At 73.6% G+C, this 16697-nt stretch carries 17 protein-coding genes; 12 read left to right on the forward strand and 5 right to left on the reverse strand.

Annotated elements, in window-relative coordinates:
* Window positions 1-199: 199 nt before the first annotated feature.
* Entirely contained in the window at window positions 200-2839 is a 2640-nt protein-coding gene (locus tag ACIBST_RS21910; protein ID WP_397174024.1) for a M4 family metallopeptidase, read from the forward strand.
* A gap of 133 nt (window positions 2840-2972) precedes the next feature.
* Window positions 2973-3755, forward strand: a complete 783-nt coding sequence (thyX, locus tag ACIBST_RS21915; protein WP_352350875.1) for an FAD-dependent thymidylate synthase — start codon at window positions 2973-2975, stop codon at window positions 3753-3755.
* Window positions 3756-3759: 4 nt separating this feature from the next.
* Here the strand turns inward: thyX and ACIBST_RS21920 are convergent, their stop codons facing one another.
* Together ACIBST_RS21920 and ACIBST_RS21925 are read right to left on the reverse strand one after the other, a co-directional pair.
* On the reverse strand, window positions 3760-4080 hold the full coding sequence (locus ACIBST_RS21920) for a hypothetical protein (RefSeq protein ID WP_352330107.1): 321 nt from the start codon (window positions 4078-4080) through the stop codon (window positions 3760-3762).
* A 3-nt stretch (window positions 4081-4083) separates the two neighbouring features.
* Window positions 4084-5163 carry a WD40/YVTN/BNR-like repeat-containing protein gene (locus ACIBST_RS21925; protein ID WP_397174026.1) on the reverse strand — a complete coding sequence of 360 codons (1080 nt, stop codon included), beginning with the start codon at window positions 5161-5163 and terminating at the stop codon, window positions 4084-4086.
* A 213-nt stretch (window positions 5164-5376) separates the two neighbouring features.
* Between ACIBST_RS21925 and ACIBST_RS21930 the strand changes: the two genes are divergently transcribed.
* On the forward strand, window positions 5377-6147 hold the full coding sequence (locus ACIBST_RS21930) for a helix-turn-helix transcriptional regulator (protein ID WP_358009331.1): 771 nt from the start codon (window positions 5377-5379) through the stop codon (window positions 6145-6147).
* Between the two features lie 22 nt (window positions 6148-6169).
* On the opposite strand, the gene ACIBST_RS21935 is transcribed toward ACIBST_RS21930, so the two are convergent.
* Window positions 6170-7288 (reverse strand): globin domain-containing protein, encoded by a 1119-nt coding sequence (locus tag ACIBST_RS21935; RefSeq protein WP_397174028.1) that lies wholly within the window; start codon window positions 7286-7288, stop codon window positions 6170-6172.
* A gap of 349 nt (window positions 7289-7637) precedes the next feature.
* Between ACIBST_RS21935 and ACIBST_RS21940 the strand changes: the two genes are divergently transcribed.
* Genes ACIBST_RS21940 through ACIBST_RS21955 form a run of 4 tightly spaced genes read left to right on the forward strand, consistent with a single transcriptional unit; the run spans window position 7638 to window position 10620 of the window.
* Entirely contained in the window at window positions 7638-8324 is a 687-nt protein-coding gene (locus ACIBST_RS21940) for a gamma-glutamyl-gamma-aminobutyrate hydrolase family protein (protein ID WP_397174030.1), read from the forward strand.
* A 9-nt stretch (window positions 8325-8333) separates the two neighbouring features.
* The gene (locus ACIBST_RS21945) at window positions 8334-9248 is read left to right on the forward strand and encodes an alpha/beta hydrolase (protein ID WP_397174032.1); all 915 of its coding nucleotides are present in this window, start codon (window positions 8334-8336) and stop codon (window positions 9246-9248) included.
* Window positions 9245-10024 carry an enoyl-CoA hydratase/isomerase family protein gene (locus ACIBST_RS21950; protein WP_397174034.1) on the forward strand — a complete coding sequence of 260 codons (780 nt, stop codon included), beginning with the start codon at window positions 9245-9247 and terminating at the stop codon, window positions 10022-10024. Before ACIBST_RS21945 ends, ACIBST_RS21950 begins: the two co-directional genes overlap by 4 nt.
* Before the next feature lie 44 nt (window positions 10025-10068).
* Window positions 10069-10620 (forward strand): hemerythrin domain-containing protein, encoded by a 552-nt coding sequence (locus ACIBST_RS21955; protein WP_397174036.1) that lies wholly within the window; start codon window positions 10069-10071, stop codon window positions 10618-10620.
* Between the two features lie 6 nt (window positions 10621-10626).
* Here the strand turns inward: ACIBST_RS21955 and ACIBST_RS21960 are convergent, their stop codons facing one another.
* Together ACIBST_RS21960 and ACIBST_RS21965 are read right to left on the reverse strand one after the other, a co-directional pair.
* A complete protein-coding gene (locus ACIBST_RS21960) occupies window positions 10627-11808 on the reverse strand; it encodes an acyl-CoA dehydrogenase family protein (protein ID WP_397174038.1) in 1182 nt (393 codons plus the stop codon).
* Between the two features lie 26 nt (window positions 11809-11834).
* Complete coding sequence (locus ACIBST_RS21965; protein WP_397174040.1) at window positions 11835-12425, reverse strand: class I SAM-dependent methyltransferase; 591 nt, start codon at window positions 12423-12425, stop codon at window positions 11835-11837.
* A 128-nt stretch (window positions 12426-12553) separates the two neighbouring features.
* Between ACIBST_RS21965 and ACIBST_RS21970 the strand changes: the two genes are divergently transcribed.
* The 5 genes from ACIBST_RS21970 (at window position 12554) to ACIBST_RS21990 (ending at window position 16666) form a co-directional block, all read left to right on the forward strand.
* On the forward strand, window positions 12554-14146 hold the full coding sequence (locus ACIBST_RS21970) for a sensor histidine kinase (RefSeq protein ID WP_397174042.1): 1593 nt from the start codon (window positions 12554-12556) through the stop codon (window positions 14144-14146).
* The gene (locus tag ACIBST_RS21975; RefSeq protein ID WP_397174044.1) at window positions 14143-14841 is read left to right on the forward strand and encodes a response regulator; all 699 of its coding nucleotides are present in this window, start codon (window positions 14143-14145) and stop codon (window positions 14839-14841) included. Before ACIBST_RS21970 ends, ACIBST_RS21975 begins: the two co-directional genes overlap by 4 nt.
* Before the next feature lie 62 nt (window positions 14842-14903).
* Window positions 14904-15323, forward strand: a complete 420-nt coding sequence (locus tag ACIBST_RS21980) for a hypothetical protein (protein WP_397174046.1) — start codon at window positions 14904-14906, stop codon at window positions 15321-15323.
* A gap of 10 nt (window positions 15324-15333) precedes the next feature.
* Entirely contained in the window at window positions 15334-15924 is a 591-nt protein-coding gene (locus ACIBST_RS21985; protein WP_397174048.1) for a phosphoribosylanthranilate isomerase, read from the forward strand.
* Window positions 15917-16666: a GNAT family N-acetyltransferase gene (locus ACIBST_RS21990; RefSeq protein WP_397174049.1), complete on the forward strand. Its 750-nt coding sequence runs from the start codon at window positions 15917-15919 to the stop codon at window positions 16664-16666. Before ACIBST_RS21985 ends, ACIBST_RS21990 begins: the two co-directional genes overlap by 8 nt.
* The last annotated feature ends 31 nt before the right edge of the window (window positions 16667-16697 follow it).

The following is a 16697-nucleotide window of genomic DNA, read 5'->3' on the forward strand; positions in this document are numbered from 1 at the left end:
GGGGCCCCGCCTGGTGGGCCGCACGCCGCCGGTGGCGGCGGTGCGCGTTGTGGCCGTGACGGAATGCCATTAATTCGCGACATTTCATGCGCTAATCGGAAATTTGCATTTCCGGTAATCAAATTGTGATTTGTCTGTTTGTCAATATTGCTGTGATGATCGTGGGCGCCAGAACCCCTACGCCACACCTGGAGGTGTCGTGTCCTGGCGTCCCTTGGCCCTCACGGCCGCAGCCCTGTCACTCGCGCTGGCCGTCCCCGGTGTCGCGGCGGCCGACGACCCGCCGCAGCCGCAGGTGGAGTCCCGGGCCGGCACCCGGGCCCCCGCCGAGGTGAGCGGGCTGGCCGAGCCCGCCGCCGCGGCGGACCCCGTCGCCGCGGCCAAGGCCCACCTGGCCGACCCGCGCTACCACCTCGACCCCGCCGACCTGGTGCCCCTGCGCACGGTCGTGAACGGCCAGGACGAGACCGTCAGGTTCGCCCAGCGGTACCGGAACCTGCCCGTCTTCGGCGCCCAGTACCTGGTCCGCTTCCGCAAGGACGGCGCGGACCGCGAGGTCACCGGCGCCGGCGGCCGCTTCCTCACCGAGCTCGACGTGAACACCACGCCCACGGTCACCCCCGCGCTGGCGGCCCGGCTGGCCCGCGCCCGGCTCGTCCGGGACGACCAGGTCCGCGCCACGGTCAAGGCCACGCCCGGCGAGCTCGTCGTGCTGCCGCGCGGCACGGGCGTGCTGGCCTGGCACGTCACCCTGACCGGCGCCGACGCGGCCAGGAAGCGGCCCGTCCTGCTGGACGCCTACGTGGACGCCCACTCCGGCCGGCCGCTGTTCGCCCTGGACCGGCTGCGCATGGAGGGCCCGGCGACCGGCAGCGGTCAGACCGCGCACGGCAGGACCGTCCCGCTCAACGCCTACCAGCGGGCCGACGGCGCGTACGAGCTGCGCGACCGCGCCCGCCCGATGTGGAACGGCGCCACTGGCGAGATCCTCAGCTACGACGCCGCCGGCGCCGACGTGCAGCAGTTCCTCGAACCCGGCGTGCCGGCGGGCACCGAGCTCGCCAAGTCGCCCACGCCCGCCTTCGGCCCCGAGCACACCGGCAGCGGCGCCGTGGACGCCCACTGGGGCGCCGGCAAGGTCTACGAGTACTACAAGGGGCTCGGCCGCGACGGGCTCGACGGCAAGGGCGGCACGATGTACTCGGTCGTCAATGTCACCTACTACGGCAGCCCGTTCGAGAACGCCTTCTGGGACGGCACCAAGATGGTCTACGGCGGCGGCGGCGCCGACCTGCACTCCTTCGCCGCCGGCCTCGACGTCGTCGGCCACGAGATGACCCACGGCGTCATCACCCACAGCGCCGACCTGGTCTACCAGGGCCAGTCGGGCGCGATGAACGAGGGCCTGGCCGACTACTTCGGCAACGCCATCCAGACCGGCGCGCTCGGCATCCCGATGAGCGACCCCGACGCCAGCCTGCTCGGCGAGGACCTGTGCAAGAGCCTGCCGCCCGCCCAGTGCGCCACCCGCGACCTGGACGACGACCGCGACGCCGCCGAGGACTACCTCGGCGTCACCACCGCGATCGACGCCGGCGGCGTGCACCTCAACTCCACGATCTTCTCCGGCGCCCTGTGGGACGTCAGGGAGCGGCTCGGCGCCGGCTTCGACAAGATCGTCTACAAGGCGCTGACCGAGTACATGACCCCGCTCGACGACTTCGCCGATGGCCGCCGCGCCGTCGAGTCGGCCGCCCGCGCCGCCCGGCTGCCGGCGCGCGACCGGCTGGCGATCGCGCTGGCCTTCGAGCGGCACGGCATCAGGCCCGGCTGGGAGCGGCTGATCCGCACCGACAGCCGCGTCGTCCTGGACGGCCTCACCGACGCCATCGACCCGCCCGCCCTGGCCGGTGACCGGTACGCCGTCACCGACAGCACCCCCGACGCGAACGGCCCCACCGTCATCCGGACCGGGCGCGTCGGCGGCGGCCCCGCGACCACCGTGTCCGACGACGGCCGCTGGGACTGGACGCCCGCCACCGACGGCAGGCGCGCGGTGTGGGTCGCCCTCGACCCCGAAGCCGGCCGCTTCCAGGTCCGCGCCCGGCCGCTCGACGCCTCGGCGCCGTCCACCGTCCTGCACGAGACCACCGGCTACGTCTACGCCGCCGCGGTCTCGGGCGACGCCGTGGCCTGGTCCGGCGAGGACCCCGCGACCGGCGAGGTCGAGCTGTGGCTCAAGCGCGGGAACGCCGCCCCGGTCAACCTCACCGACGGCAAGGGCGTGGCCGGGTACATGCCCTCGATCACCGGCGGCCGGCTCGTCTACGTGCGGGTGAGCTTCGGCTCCGGCGGCGGTCACAGCACGCCCGTCGTGCACGACCTGGCGACCGGCAAGGAGGTCGTGGTGCCCGAGGTGCCGCCGGCCGGCGCGATCCCGTCGCTGTCGGTCTATCCGTCGCTGACCGCCGGGCACGTCGTCTGGCTCTACGACGCCGATCGCGACGGCCGGATGGGCGTCATGCGGGCCGCCCTGGACGGCACCGGCCGGACGCCGGTCGTGCCGGACGGGCCGCAGGCGCCGTACGCCACCTGGCTCGACGCGAGCGAGTCGCGGGTGACCGTCGGCGTGCAGCCCGACGGGACCACGCTGGAGAACGCGAACCTGACGAAGATCTACCAGGTTCCGGTCGCCGGCGGGGCCCTTGAGCGCTACTCCTGCAACCGCGGGGAGCAGGCGCTGTTCGCCGCCGGCGCGGCGGGCCGCGTCCTGTGGCTGGACGGGACCGCCGGGGACACCGACCTGGTGACCCGCGACAGGCCCGCGCACCGCTGCTGACCTGGCAAGGGCGTCGGCCCGGCGCCCGCCGTGCCCTCCGGAGGGGACGGCGGGCGCCGAGTCGCGCGCAGCCCCGCGAGCTGGTTTGCTTGAGCCCGTCACAAACCACAGAACCCGAGCGGGGGGCTCCCTTATGCGCAGTGTCGAACCCGAGGTCTTCATCGTCGCCCGTCCTGAGCTTGACTACGACGAGCTCGCCCGTTACCTGGGCGAGGTCGGCGGCGAGAGCTGGCTGGAGCGGCTCGACCGCGGCGACCTCGACGCCCAGAACCTCGCCGAGTTCGCCGGCCGCCTGTGCTACCGCTCCTTCGAGCCGGGCCTCAACCCCAACGTGGTGCGCATCAGGGAGAACCAGGACGACTACCTGCGCAACATCCTGGCCAGCGCGCACGGCTCGGTCCTCGAACACGTCAGCTTCAGCTTCGTGCTGCACAACGTCAGCCGCGTCCTGACGCACGAGCTGGTGCGCCACCGGCCCGGCGTGGCCATCTCCCAGGAGTCGCTGCGCTTCGTCCGGCTCGACGAGCTGCCGTTCTGGTTCCCCGAGTGGGCCCAGCAGGACCCGGAGCTGATGAAGCGGGCCACGGCCGTGCTGGAGCAGCTGGAGCAGTTCCAGCTCTGGATGGCCGGGCACTTCGGCCTCGACGAGGAGGGCGTGCCGTTCTCGGAGAAGAAGCACCGCACGTCGTTCATGCGCCGCTTCGCCCCCGAGGGCCTGGCCACCGGCCTGGTCTGGACGGCCAACGTGCGCACGCTGCGGCACACGATCGAGGCCCGCACCGCCGTCGGCGCGGAGGAGGAGATCCGCCTGCTGTTCCAGCGCATCGGCGAGCTCATGCGCAAGGAGGCGCCCGCCCTGTTCGGCGACTATGTCGTCGAGGACGGGGCCTGGGTGCCGGGCTGGCGCAAGGTCTGAGGCGTCAGGCGAGCGCGGGCAGCACGTAGACCTCGGCGCCCGGCGGCAGGGCGCAGTCCAGGCCGCCGAGCCCGCGCGCGTTCTCCCCGCACACGATCATGCTGATGTGCCGGCGGATGCGGCCGTAGTCGTCGCGCAGCCGTTCCTCCAGCAGCGGATGGGTGCGCCGCAGCATGTCGAGCGCCGAGCCGAGCGTGGGCGGGGAGTCGCGGTCGGCGCCGACCGCGAACACCTTCACCTCGGTGCGCCCGCTCACCCACCGCCGCAGCGAGCTGGGCAGCACGAACACGACCATCGTCACGGGCTTGGTGAATGACCTGGCCATCGGTCAGAGCACCGCCGCGCGCACGCTCAGCACGTCGGGCAGGTGCCGGGCGACCTGCGACCAGCTCTCGCCGTCGTCGCGCGAGCAGTAGACCTCGCCGTCGCGGGTGCCGAAGAACAGCCCGGCGGGGGAGGCGGTCATCGCGTCGCGCAGCACGGTGGCGTGCACGGGGCCCTCGGGCAGGCCCTCGCCGAGCTCCTGCCAGGTGGCGCCGGCGTCCTGGCTGCGGCAGACCCGGTAGCGGTGGCCGACCGGGGTGCGGTCGACGTCGGCCGTCAGCGGCAGCACGAAGATCGTGTCGGGGCGGGTGGGGTGGACCACGATGGGGAAGCCGAAGTCGGAGGGCAGCGCGGAGCCGATGTCGTGCCAGCTCCCGCCGAAGTCGTCGCTGCGGTAGACGCCGAAGTGGTGCTGGAGGTAGAGCCGGTCGGGCCGGGCGGGGTCGAGGCAGACCTTGTGCACGCACTGCCCGAACTCGGGATACTGCTGCCCCTCGGGCAGGAACGGCGCCCGGATGCCCTGGTTGGCGGCCTCCCACGACATGCCGCCGTCGCGGGTGCGGTAGAAGCCGGCCGCGGAGATCGCGATGCCCATGACCTCGGGGTCGGTGGGGTGGGGCACGATCGTGTGCAGGCACAGCCCGCCGCCGCCCGGCTGCCATCGCGGCCGGTGCGGATGGTCCCACAGGCCCTCGACCAGCCGGTAGCTGACGCCGTTGTCCTCCGAGCGGAACAGCGCGGCCGGCTCGACGCCGGCCCACACCACGCCCGGCTCCGACGGCGAGGGCGTGAGCTGCCACACCCGGGCCAGCGTCGCGTCGGTCTTGTCGGGGAAGGCGATGGGCGGCTGGGGCGCCTCGCCCCACGATTCGCCGAGATCGTCGGAGTACATGACGGACGGACCGAAATGGCCGTATTCGATGCCGGCCAGCAACCGGGGTGCGCCTCCCCGGGTGTCGATGGCCACCGAGGGCACCGCGACCGTGGAGAACCGGATCGGCTCGATCTCGAACGGGCCGCCGCCCGCCGAACGGGCGAGGAACAGGCCCTTGCGGGTGCCGATCGCGAGGACTGCGTCACTCATAGCATCGCTCCCATGTTCGCTTGCCGCCATCGTGCCACGCGCGCGGCGGCGGTGCCGAGGACTGGGAGATTTGCCGCACGCCGGCCGCCCGGCCGCCCGCGGACGGCCGGGACAGTCAGGGCATTACCCGGCAGGTAATCGTGATACTTCCCTCTCACCGCTAGATTTCCTGACATGGGAGCACTAGCGATACAAGAAGAGACTTTTGCTGATTTGTTGCGTTCGTGGCGGCAGCGGCGCCGGGTGAGCCAGCTCGACCTGGCCATCGAGGCCGACGTCTCCTCCCGGCACGTCAGCTTCCTGGAGACCGGCCGCGCCCGGCCCAGCCGCGAGATGGTGATGCGGCTGGCCGAGGAGCTCGACGTGCCGCTGCGCCACCGCAACCGGCTGCTGGTCGCCGCCGGGTTCGCGCCGGTCTTCCCCGAGCGCGAGGTGCGCGCCCCGGAGATGGCCGTCGTGCGCCAGGCGCTGGACAAGATCCTGGCCGGGCACGAGCCGTACCCGGCGCTGGTGGTGGACGCGGCCTGGAACCTGGTGGCGGCCAACTCGGCGGCCGCCATGTTCATGGCGGGCGTGCCCGCCGAGCTGCTGGCCGAGCCGGTCAACGTGATGCGGCTGTCGCTGCACCCCGACGCGATGGGCGGCAGGCTGCTGAACCTGGCCGAGGTCCGCGCGTACCTGCTGCACCAGCTCCGCAGGCAGGCCGAGGCGTCGGCCGACGGCCGCCTGGCCGAGCTGCACGACGAGCTGGCCGCCTACACCTACCCCGGCGTCAACCTCAACGTGGCCCACGTGCCCGGACCGGGGGACATCCTGCTGCCGCTGCGCATCGCCGACGGCGACCGCGTGCTGTCCATGTTCACCACCATCGCCACCTTCGGCACGCCGATGGACGTGACCGTCTCGGAGCTGGCCATCGAGACGTTCTGGCCGGCCGACGAGGAGACCGCCGCCGCCTTCCGCCGCGACCCGGCGGCCTCCTGACCGTACCTTCCGGGAGCGCGTCCTAGCGTTCGCCCGGGACGACGTCGCGGTGGACGCGCGACAGCGGCACGCCGTCGTCCCGCAGGCGGCGCACGGTGGCGTCCACCATGCCGCCCGGGCCGCAGACGTACACGTCGTGCTCGCGCCAGGAGTGGAAGCGCGCGGTCACCTCGGGCAGGTGGCCGCGCATCCCGGCGTAGGACGGGTCGCCGGAGACCACCGGCAGCACCTGCAGCCACGGGAAGGACGCCTGCATCGCCAGCAGGTCGGGCAGGTCGTACAGCTCGTCGGCGGTGCGCACGCCGTGCAGCAGGTGGATCCGCGGCCGGCGGCCCGAGGCGATGACGTGCTCGACGATCGCCTTCAGCGGGGCCAGCCCGGTGCCGCCGGCCACGCACAGCAGGTCGCGGGCGCTGTGCTCGCGCGGCGTCATCGAGCCCATCGGCGGCCCGAGCATGACCGTGTCGCCGATCCTGGTGTGCCTGGTCAGCGCCGTGGACACCCAGCCGCCCGGCACCGAGCGCACGTGCAGCGTGACCGTGTCGTCCGGGCGCGGCGCGTTGGCGATGGAGAACGTGCGCCACACCCGCGGCCAGCGCGCGGTCTGGACGGTGACGTACTGGCCCGCCGTGTACGGCAGCCGCTGCGCGGGCCGCAGCGTGATCACCGCGATGTCGGGACGGCGCAGCTCGTGGTCGACCACCTCGGCCGGCCACCAGGCCGGCGACAGGCCCGCCTGCGACTCGGCCGACTCGATCATCAGGTTCGCCGCCGCCGTGTACGCCGACACCCACGCCGCCTCGATCTCGTCGTTCCACACCTCGGCGGCGAAGCGCCGGATCGTGGCCAGCAGGGCGGTGCCGACGGCCGTGTAGTGCTCGGCGAGCACGCCGTACTTGCGATGGTCCCTGCCGAGCTGGCCGAGGTAGGCGGCCAGGCCGTCCGGGCTGTCCAGGCTCCACACGATCCGGGTCAGCGCGCCGAACAGCCGGTCGCGCTGGACGTCCATCGCGGGCGGGAACATCCCCCGCAGGTGCGGGCTCGCGGCGAACAGCCGCCCGTAGAAGTACGCGGTCGCCTTGTCGGCCACGGGCTCGACGAGTGAGAAGCTCTCCTTCACCAGTCGCGGATTCAACGACATGCACTCAACCCCACCCCATTGGACCGGAAAATCGATTCCGGCCGCGTCGGCCACCTCCTGACGGCTCCGGGTCGTGAACGCGCTGCGTGCCCCGGCACATCCGGCGCGCTCGGAAATGAGTCTTACACCACCTCTGATGCGTCACAACCGATTCACCCCAATTGCGATATGGGCTTTTCCGGCGGAGAAAACGAATAAAAGTGATTTTCGTCTTTCGGTTTCCGCTGTTTCCCGCCGGACGGCGCAGGCGTAACATCCCGCCATGGCGGTCCTCCACCCCGGCCCGGCGAGGCCCGGCTGACCGCCGGGACGGCCTCCCGCCTGCCCTGACCCGCCCCTGGAGATCCGCATGTCCCGACCGCTCATCGGCATCACCGCCTACCTGGAGGCCGCCCGCTGGGGCGACTGGGTGCGCGAGGCCGTGCTGTCACCGCCGTCCTACGCCAAGGCGGTCGAGCGGGCCGGCGGCGCGCCGGTGCTGCTGCCGCCGCTCGACCCCCATGTCGCCGGCGACCACGTCGGCGGCCTGTCCGGCGTCCTGCTGGCCGGCGGCGCGGGCCTCGGCGCCGCCACCTACGTCGGCGGGCACGACGAGCGCGCGCCCGAGCCGCAGGCCCACCGCGACCGGTACGAGCTGGCCCTGGCCAGGGCCGCCGTCCGGGCCGGCCTGCCGATCCTGGCCATCGCCCGCGGCCTGCACGTCCTCAACGTCGCCCAGGGCGGCACGCTGATCCCGTGGCTGCCCGAGGTGCTCGGCCACGGGCGGCACGGCGAGCCGGGCGCGGCGCACGACATCCAGGTGAGCGTGTCGAGCAGGCTCGGCAAGGCCGTCGGCGACCACGTCGAGGCGGTCGCGCCGCACCACCAGTCCGTGCGCCGCCTGGGCAGCGGCCTGCTCGCGGTCGCCTGGGCCGACGACCAGATCGTCGAGGGCGTCGAGCTCCAGGGCCACCGGTTCTGCGTCGGCGTCCAGTGGCATCCCGAACGCGGCGGGGACAATCGGCTCTTCGATGCGTTCGTCGAGGCGGCCCGCTAGGCTGCGCTCATGCCGCTGCACCCCCAGGCGCGGGACTACGTCGCCCTCTACCCGTCGGACCTCAACGCCGACCTGGCCACGCTCGACCTGGCCACGATCCAGGAGATGCGCGCGCACGACGGCTTCGCGGCCCAGCGGGGGCCGCTGACCAAACTCCCGTTCGTCCGCGACGAGCTCGCCGGCGACGTGCCGATCCGCATCTACCGCGCCGACCCCGGCGACGGCCTGCTGCCCGTCGTGGTCTACTTCCACGGCGGCGGCTGGGTCTTCGGCAGCGTCAGGCGCAACGACGCGCTCGGCCGCGACCTGGCCCTGCGCACCGGCGCCGTGGTCGTCTCGGCCGACTACCGGCTGGCCCCCGAACACCCCTTCCCGGCCGCCGCCGACGACGCCTGGACCGTCGTGCGCGACGTCTTCGCCAGGCCCGCCTTCTACCAGAGCAACGGCAGCGTGGCCGTCGTCGGCGACAGCGCGGGCGGCAACCTGGCCGCCGTCGCCGCCTGGCGGGCCGCCGGGTCCGGCATCCGGCTGGCCCACCAGGCGCTGGTCTACCCGGTGCTCGACACGGCCATGGACACCCCCAGCTACCACGCCTACGCCAAGGGCTTCGGGCTCGACGCCGCCGAGATGGCCTGGTTCGCCGAGCGTTACGCGTCCGGCGCCGACCCCGCCGACCCGCTGCTGAGCCCGCTGCGCATCGCCGACCTGACCGGCCTGCCGCCGGCCACCGTCCTGACCGCCGAGTGCGACGTGCTCAGGGACGAGGGCGAACACTACGCCCGCCGCCTGGCCGATGCCGGCGTGCCGGTGGAGGCGCGCAGGTTCGACGGCGCGATCCACGGCTTCTTCGGCCTGCCCGGCCTGTTCGACCAGGCGGCCGAGGCCAGGCAGTACATCGCCGACCGCCTGCGGGAGCACCTGTGACCTTCACCAAGCTCAAGCTCGACACCCCGGCCGAGGGCGTGCTGCGTGTCACGATCAGCGAGCCCGGCAGGCTCAACGCCGTCGACATGACCGGCCACCGCGAGCTGAGCGAGATCTGGCGCGAGGCCGACCGCGACGACTCCGTCCGGGCGATCGTGGTCAGGGGCGAGGGCACGGCGTTCTCGGCCGGCGGCGACCTGTCGATGATCGAGGAGATGACCCGCGACCACGCCACCCGGATGCGCGTGTTCGCCGAGGCCCGCGACATCGTCTACAACGTGCTCAACTGCTCCAAGCCCATCGTCTCGGCCGTCCAGGGCCCGGCCGTGGGCGCCGGGCTCGCGGTGGCGCTGCTGGCCGACGTCTCGGTGGCCGGCCGCACCGCGCGCATCATCGACGGCCACACCCGGCTTGGCGTCGCCGCCGGCGACCACGCCGCGATCATCTGGCCGCTGCTGTGCGGCATGGCCAAGGCCAAGTACCACCTGCTGCTGTGCGAGCCCGTCACCGGCGAGCAGGCCGAGCGCATGGGCCTGGTCAGCCTGTGCGTCGACGACGACCAGGTGCACGACAAGGCGATGGAGATCGCGGTCCGGCTCGCCCAGGGCTCCCAGGAGGCGATCCGGCTGACCAAGTACTCGCTCAACAACTGGCTGCGCCTGGCCGGCCCGTCCTTCGACGCCTCGCTGGCGATGGAGTTCCTCGGCTTCACCGGCCCCGACGTGGTCGAGGGCGTGCGCGCGGTGCGCGAGAAGCGGCCGCCCTCCTTCGGCTGAGCCGGGCGCGTGTGCTTGTCCGGGCCCGGGGTAGGCGCACCCTCATGACGGACAACGATGTGGTCGACCTGTTGGTGCGCCAGCACGAGCAGATCAAGAGCCAGTTCACGGAGGTCGAGAACGCTGCCCCCGAGGACAAAGCAGCGGCTTTCCAGAGGCTGGTGCGCCTGCTGGCCGTCCACGAGACAGCAGAGGAGGAGATCGTCCACCCGTACGCGCGCCGCCACGTCGACGACGGCGACGACCTGGTGGACGAGCGACTGGCCGAGGAGAACGCGGCCAAGGACATGCTCACCCTGATGGAGCGGGCGGGCGTCGACGACCCGCAGTTCGCGGCCAACCTGGCCACGCTGCGCAAGGCCGTCGTCGAGCACGCCGAGGCCGAGGAACGCGAGGAGTTCCCCAGGCTCAGGCAGGCCGCCGGTGAGAAGGAGCTGCACGCGATGGCGATCGGCGTCAAGGCCGCCGAGGCGCTCGCGCCCACGCACCCGCACGCCGGCGTCGAGACCGCGCCGAAGAACCTGCTGGCGGGCCCGCCCGCCGCGATCATGGACAGGGCCCGTGACGTGATCCGCAAGGCGACGGGCAGGGCCTGAGGTCCGTCAGAAACTCCGGGGCAACCCGAGCACCTGTGTCGCGAGGTAGTTGAGCAGAAGCTCCTCCGTCACGGGTGCCACCCTTCCGATACGGGCGTCGGCCAGCAACCTGGCCACCGGGTACTCCAGCGAGTACGCCATGCCGCCGTGCGTCTGGAACGCGGCGTCGGCCGCCTCCCACGCGGCCTGGGAGGCGGTCAGCTTGGCGATGTTGGCCTCGGTGCCGCACGGCAGCCGCCGGTCGAAGGACCAGGCCGCCTTGTAGAGCATCAGCCGCGCCAGCTCGATCTTGGCCTTGACCTGCGCCAGCGGGAACGCGATGGCCTGGTTGGCGCCGATCGGGCGGCCGAACACCTCGCGCTCCTTGGCGTAGCCGACCGCCACCCGCAGCGCCACCTCGGCGCCGCCCAGCGCGGAGGCGGCCAGCAGCACCCGCTCGGGGTTGAGGACGTCCCACAGCACGGCCGCGCCGCCGTCCACCTCGCCGACCACGCTGGTGGCGGGCACCCGCAGGTCGTCGACGAACACCATGTTGGACGGCGTGGTGTTGGCGCCCATCTTGGGGATCGGCCGGAAGGACAGCTGCCCGGCGGCGACCGCCTCGGGCACGTTCACCAGGAACACGGTCAGCCCGTGGGTGCGCGGCCTGGCCTCGGCCGCCGGGACCGTCCTGGTCACCAGCAGCATCCAGGTGGCGCGCTGCACGCCGGTGATCCAGATCTTCTGGCCGTTGAGCACGTAGTCGCCGCCGTCGCGGCGGGCCGAGGTGGTGATCGCCAGCGAGTTGGAGCCGGCGTCCGGCTCGGTCAGGGCGAAGCACGTCTCGACCTCGCCCGTGGCCAGCCGGGGCAGCAGCTCGGCCCGCTGCTCGGCGGTGCCGTGCCGGGCCAGGGTGAGCGCGCCGAAGCCGGGGGTGAGCACGTACGTGAAGGCCGAGCCGCCCGCCGCGCCCGAGCTCGCCAGCGTCTCGGTGGCCACCGCCAGCTCCAGCAGCCCCTGCCCGCCCCCGCCGTACTCCTCCGGCACGGCCAGGCCCAGCCAGCCGCCCTTGGCCAGGTCGGCCCAGACCTCCTCCGGCCAGCGCTTGTCGCTCTCGCACCGCTGCCAGTAGTCGAGGTCGTAGCGGGCGCAGATCTCGGCGACGCCGCGCTGGACGGCCTGGGCGCTCTCGGGAAGGGTGAAATCCATCCCGCCATCGTAGAAGTTCGTTCTGTTCAGGGTCGAGGTCTGCGGGCGTGGAAGACGAAGGCCGGCGGCGTGTTGCGCCACACCGTGCGTCCGGGCACGACCTCCTCGAACCGCTCGGCCAGCAGCGCCCGGAACCGCCGGGCCGAGCTGAGCGGGATGGCGTGGATGTAGGAGAAGGTGGTGAAGGCCGCGCCGGGGCTCATCACCGACGTCACCGCGTCCAGCAGCTCGTGCTGCAGCCCCGTGGGGAAGGCCGCCCACGGCAGGCCGCTCACCACGACGTCGGCGTGGCTCAGCCCGCGCCCGGCCAGCAGCTCGCCCAGGCGCGCCGCGTCCGCGTGGGCCACGTCCACGGCGGGGAACCGCGCGGCGAGCAGCCTCGCCAGCCGCTCGTTCACCTCGACGGCCAGGTGGTGGCCGCGCCCGGCCAGCCGCTGCTGGATCTCCGCCGTGAACGGGCCCGTGCCCGGCCCGAGCTCCACCACGGTCGGCTCGCCGCGCTCCGGGACCGGCGCGCAGACGGCGGCGGCCAGCCGGCGCGAACTCGGGGCGACGGCGCCGATCACGGCGGGGGCGCGCAGGAACTGGCCGAGGAACATTGCGGTGTCGTTGGACATGGCCTCGAACGTATCGGGAAGATCACCCTCTGCGCTCCCCCCTCTGGACGAACCTGCGGCCAGTAGGAGGAGACGGGGTCCTCCGCGCGGAGGATCAGGTATCGGCCGAGGGTGGATAGCGTGAGGCCATGCGTTGGCGTGGTGTGCCGCTCGATGTCCTGCTCGCGGCATCAGGCGTGGGGCTGGACCTGTTGACGACGGCCCACGCGGGCGACACCGCGTACCTGCCGGCGGCGATGAACATCCCCATGGCCCTCCTGGTGGGCCTGCCCATGGGGTTCGTGCGGCGGCGGCCGCTGGCCGTCACTTTCTACCTGGCCGCCTTCCTCGTGCTCAGCGACCAGCTCGGCTCCTACACCTCCAACACCGCGCAGATCCTCATCTGCGTCGCGCTCGGCGTGGTCGGCTTCCGCGTCCCGTCGCGGCCCGCCATGGCCGGCGTGGGCGCCACCGTCCTGGCCACGGCGGTCAACATCGCCGACCCCGGCATCGCGATGACCGGCAACACCTGGATGTACTCGGTGCTGCTGCCCGTCTTCCCCACCGTGCTCGGAGCCTACCTGCGCAGCTCGGCCGAGCGCCTGGAGGAGCCCGACGTCACGCCCGACGCGCTGCTGGCCGCCGGCGGCGTGGCCATCACCGTGCTCAGCACCTGGACCTCCTGGCACAGCGGCGCCCTGCCCGTGTGGGTGATCGGCCTGCTGGCCGTGGTCGGCGGGCTGTCGCTCGGCGTCGCCCGGCGCCTGCCCGGCCTGGTCCTGCTGCTGCAGGGGGTGCTGCTGATCGCCGCCGACACCTACCTCAACGACGCCGTCAACACCTGCCTGATCCTCACGCTCATCGCGATCGGCGTGTTCTCCATGCGCGTCGCCTCCTGGGCCTGGACGGGGGCCGCGTACCTCACCGGCTGCCTGCTGGCCGCCATCGCCGTCGTCGGCGACGGCACCGAGATCACCCCGCTCCGCGTCGGCGTGCTGATGACGCTGGTGGCCACGCCCATCGCGATCGGCCGCTACCTCGGCATGCGGCAGGCCGCCGCCGCCGCCGAACGCCTGCGCGCCGAGGAGTCGGCCCGGCTCGCGGTCGCCCAGGTGCGCGCCGACCAGCTCGCCGAGCGCGAGCGCATCGCCCGCGACGTGCACGACATCGTGGCCCACCACGTCGGCGCCATGGTGCTGCGCGCCAGCGCCGCCCGCTACACCGCGCCCGACGGGCCGGTCGCCGACGCGCTGTCCGACATCCGCGAGACCGGCCACCAGGTGCTGCAGGACCTGCGCGACCTGCTCGACCTGCTGCGCGACCCCGACCGCGGCCCCGACCTGCTGGCCAACCCGGCCGACGTCGTCCGCGAGTCCGCCGAACGCATGGCCGCCGCCGGCCTCGTCGTCGACCTCGACCTCGACCCGGCCAGCGACCGCGCCCCGCTCATCGCCCGCGCCTCCGCCGCGCGCATCGTCCAGGAAGGTCTCACCAACGTGCTCAAACACGCCGGACCCGGCACCCGGGTCCGCGTCACCGTGGCCCCCGCGCAGGAAGGGCTGTCCATCGAGATCCGCAACGGCCGCCCGCCCACCGCCATCGAGCGGCTGCCCTCCTCCGGCCGCGGCCTGGCCGGCATGCGCGAGCGGGTGCGCGCCCTCGGCGGCACCCTCAGCGCCGGCCCCGACGGCGACGGCGGCTGGCTGCTGCTGGCCAGCCTGCCCGCCAGGAGCGCCGCGTGATCCGCGTCCTGGTGGCCGACGACCAGGCGCTGGTCCGCGCGGGCGTGCGCATGCTGCTGCAGGCCGCGGGGGACATGGAGGTCGTGGGCGAGGCCGAGGACGGCGCCGAGGCCGTCCGCCTGGCCGAACGCCACGTGCCCGACGTCATCCTCATGGACCTGCGCATGCCCCGCGTCGACGGCCTGGAGGCGACCAGGCGGGTGCTGGCGGCCCGCCCCGGCGCCCGCGTGGTCGTGCTCACCACCTTCGCCGAGGACGCCGACGTGCACGCCGCCCTGCGCGCCGGCGCCGTCGGCTTCCTGGTCAAGGACGACGAGCCGGAACGCATGGTCGACGCCGTGCGCAGGGCCGCCGCGGGGGAGCAGCTGCTGGCCCCCTCGGTGCTGCGCCGGGTCGTGGAACGCTTCCTGGCCGCCGAGGAGCAGGCCGCCGCGCCGCCGCCGTCCGGGCTGACCGAGCGGGAGCTGGAGGTGCTCGCCCTGGTCGGCACCGGCCTGTCCAACGCCGAGATCGCAGAGGAGCTGCACGTCGGCGTCACCACCGTCAAGACGCACATCGCCGCCGCCATGGACAAGCTCGGCCTGCGCAACCGCATCCAGGCCGCCGTGGTCGCCCACCGCTCCGGTCTCGTGGACGCCGCCTTCCGCCCGGTCCGTCCGCCACGTGGGGGACCGGGGGGTCATCCCGCAGGCTGACGACCGTGTGCGGCCGCCCTCGACACGATATGGGTCCTTCGTTCGCAGAAAGGATCCACATCATGGGGGAGACACAGGTCATGCCGCGTCCCGGCACGACCCGGCAGGTGTCGGCCGGGCTGCTCCACAGCCTGCGCGTCGCCATCATCGCCCAGGCGGCCGCGCTGCTCGTGGCCGCCTCGTTCGCCGGGCAGGCCGTGTCGGCGGGCGGCGGCCCGGTGGCCGAGACGCACGTCATGGCGGGCATGGTCGTCCACCTGGTGGCGCTCGTGCAGATCGTGCTGGCGATCCTGGTCTGGCGGCCCGGCCGCGGCGCCGGCTGGCCGGTGTGGGCCAGCGTCGCGCTGTTCGTCGTCGGCGGGCTCCAGCACGTCACCTGGCTCTGGCTGGGCGCCCACCTGCCCAACGGGGTGCTGCTGTTCGGCCTCATCGGCGCGCTGCTGGTCTGGTCGTGGTCGCCGTCGGCCGCGCGGCGCCGCTAAGGTCTGAGGTGTGTATGTGAAGATCTGCGGGTTGAGCGAGCCCGAGCACGTCGAGGCCGCCGTCGAGGCGGGCGCCGACGCCATCGGGTTCGTGCTCACCCGGAGCCCGCGCAGGGTCACGCCCGAGCGGGCGGCCGAGCTGGCCGCGCCGATCCCGGCCCACGTGCTCACCGTGGGCGTCTTCCGGGGCGAGACCCCCGAGGAGGTCCGGGCCGCCGCGCTGGCCTCGGGTGTGCGCGCCGTGCAGCTCCACGGCCACCACCCGCACGCCGACTTCACCGCGCTGAAAGACCTCGGCCGGCCGCTCGTGCGGGCCGTCGACGCCGCCGCCGACCTGCGGTGCGGCGCCTACGACGAAGACCTGCTCATCGTCGACGCCCCGCGTCCCGGCTCGGGGGAGCCGTGGGACTGGGCGGCGGTGCGCGGCCGCCCGTCCGGCCGGTGGATGCTGGCCGGCGGGCTCGACCCGGCCAACGTGGCCGAGGCCGTCGAGGCCGCCCGCCCGTGGGGGGTCGACGTGTCCAGCGGCGTCGAGACCGCGCCGGGCGTCAAGGACTCCGCCCTGATCAGGGCCTTCCTGCGGGCCGCGCGCGGTGGCTGACGAGCTGGCGCGGGCCCTTTCCTTCGTGCACGGCTTCGCCCGGCGCAAGGCGCCCGTCGTGGCGCCGGTGCCCGGCGGGTTCGCGGTGCTCGACGAGCGCTACCCGATGTCCCACGACGACAACAAGCTCGTGGTCCGGAGCGGCCGCCCGGAGCCGGTGCTCGCGGCCGCCGAGGAGCGGCTCGCCGGGCTCGGCCACCGGCTGGTGTGCGTCGACGACGACCGGCTGGGCCAGGAGTTCCGGCCCGCCTTCGCCGCCGCCGGCTACGGCCACGAGACCAACGTCGTCATGGCCTTCCGCGGCGCCCGTCCCGCCGCGCCCGCCGTCGCCACCGAGCCGCTCACGCTGGAGGAGCTGCTGCCCGTGCTGCGCGAGGAGTGGCGCGAGTCGCTGCCGCAGGCGTCGCCGGGCGTGGCCGACGGGCTCGCCGCCCGCGCCGCGGCCCGCGTGTCCGGCGCGGACCGGGTCGAGTTCCACGCCGTACGCGCCCCCGGCGGGCAGATCGCCGCCCACGCCGACCTCTACGTGCACGAAGGCGTCGCCCAGATCGAGAATGTCTACACCCTCGGCCGCCACCGCGGCCAGGGCCACGCCCGCGCCCTGCTGACCGCGCTGCTGGCCGCCACGGCCGACACCGAGCTGACGTTCCTGGTCGCCGACGCCGCCGACTGGCCACGCGAGTTCTACGCCCGCCTCGGCTTCGAGCCCGTGGGATACACCCACGCCTTCCTGCGCACCTGACCGCCCGCCCGGCCGCCCTGGGGCCGGGCGC

The sequence above is a fragment of the Nonomuraea sp. NPDC049684 genome, from assembly GCF_044465345.1.
In the GTDB taxonomy this organism is placed as follows: Bacteria; Actinomycetota; Actinomycetes; order Streptosporangiales; family Streptosporangiaceae; genus Nonomuraea.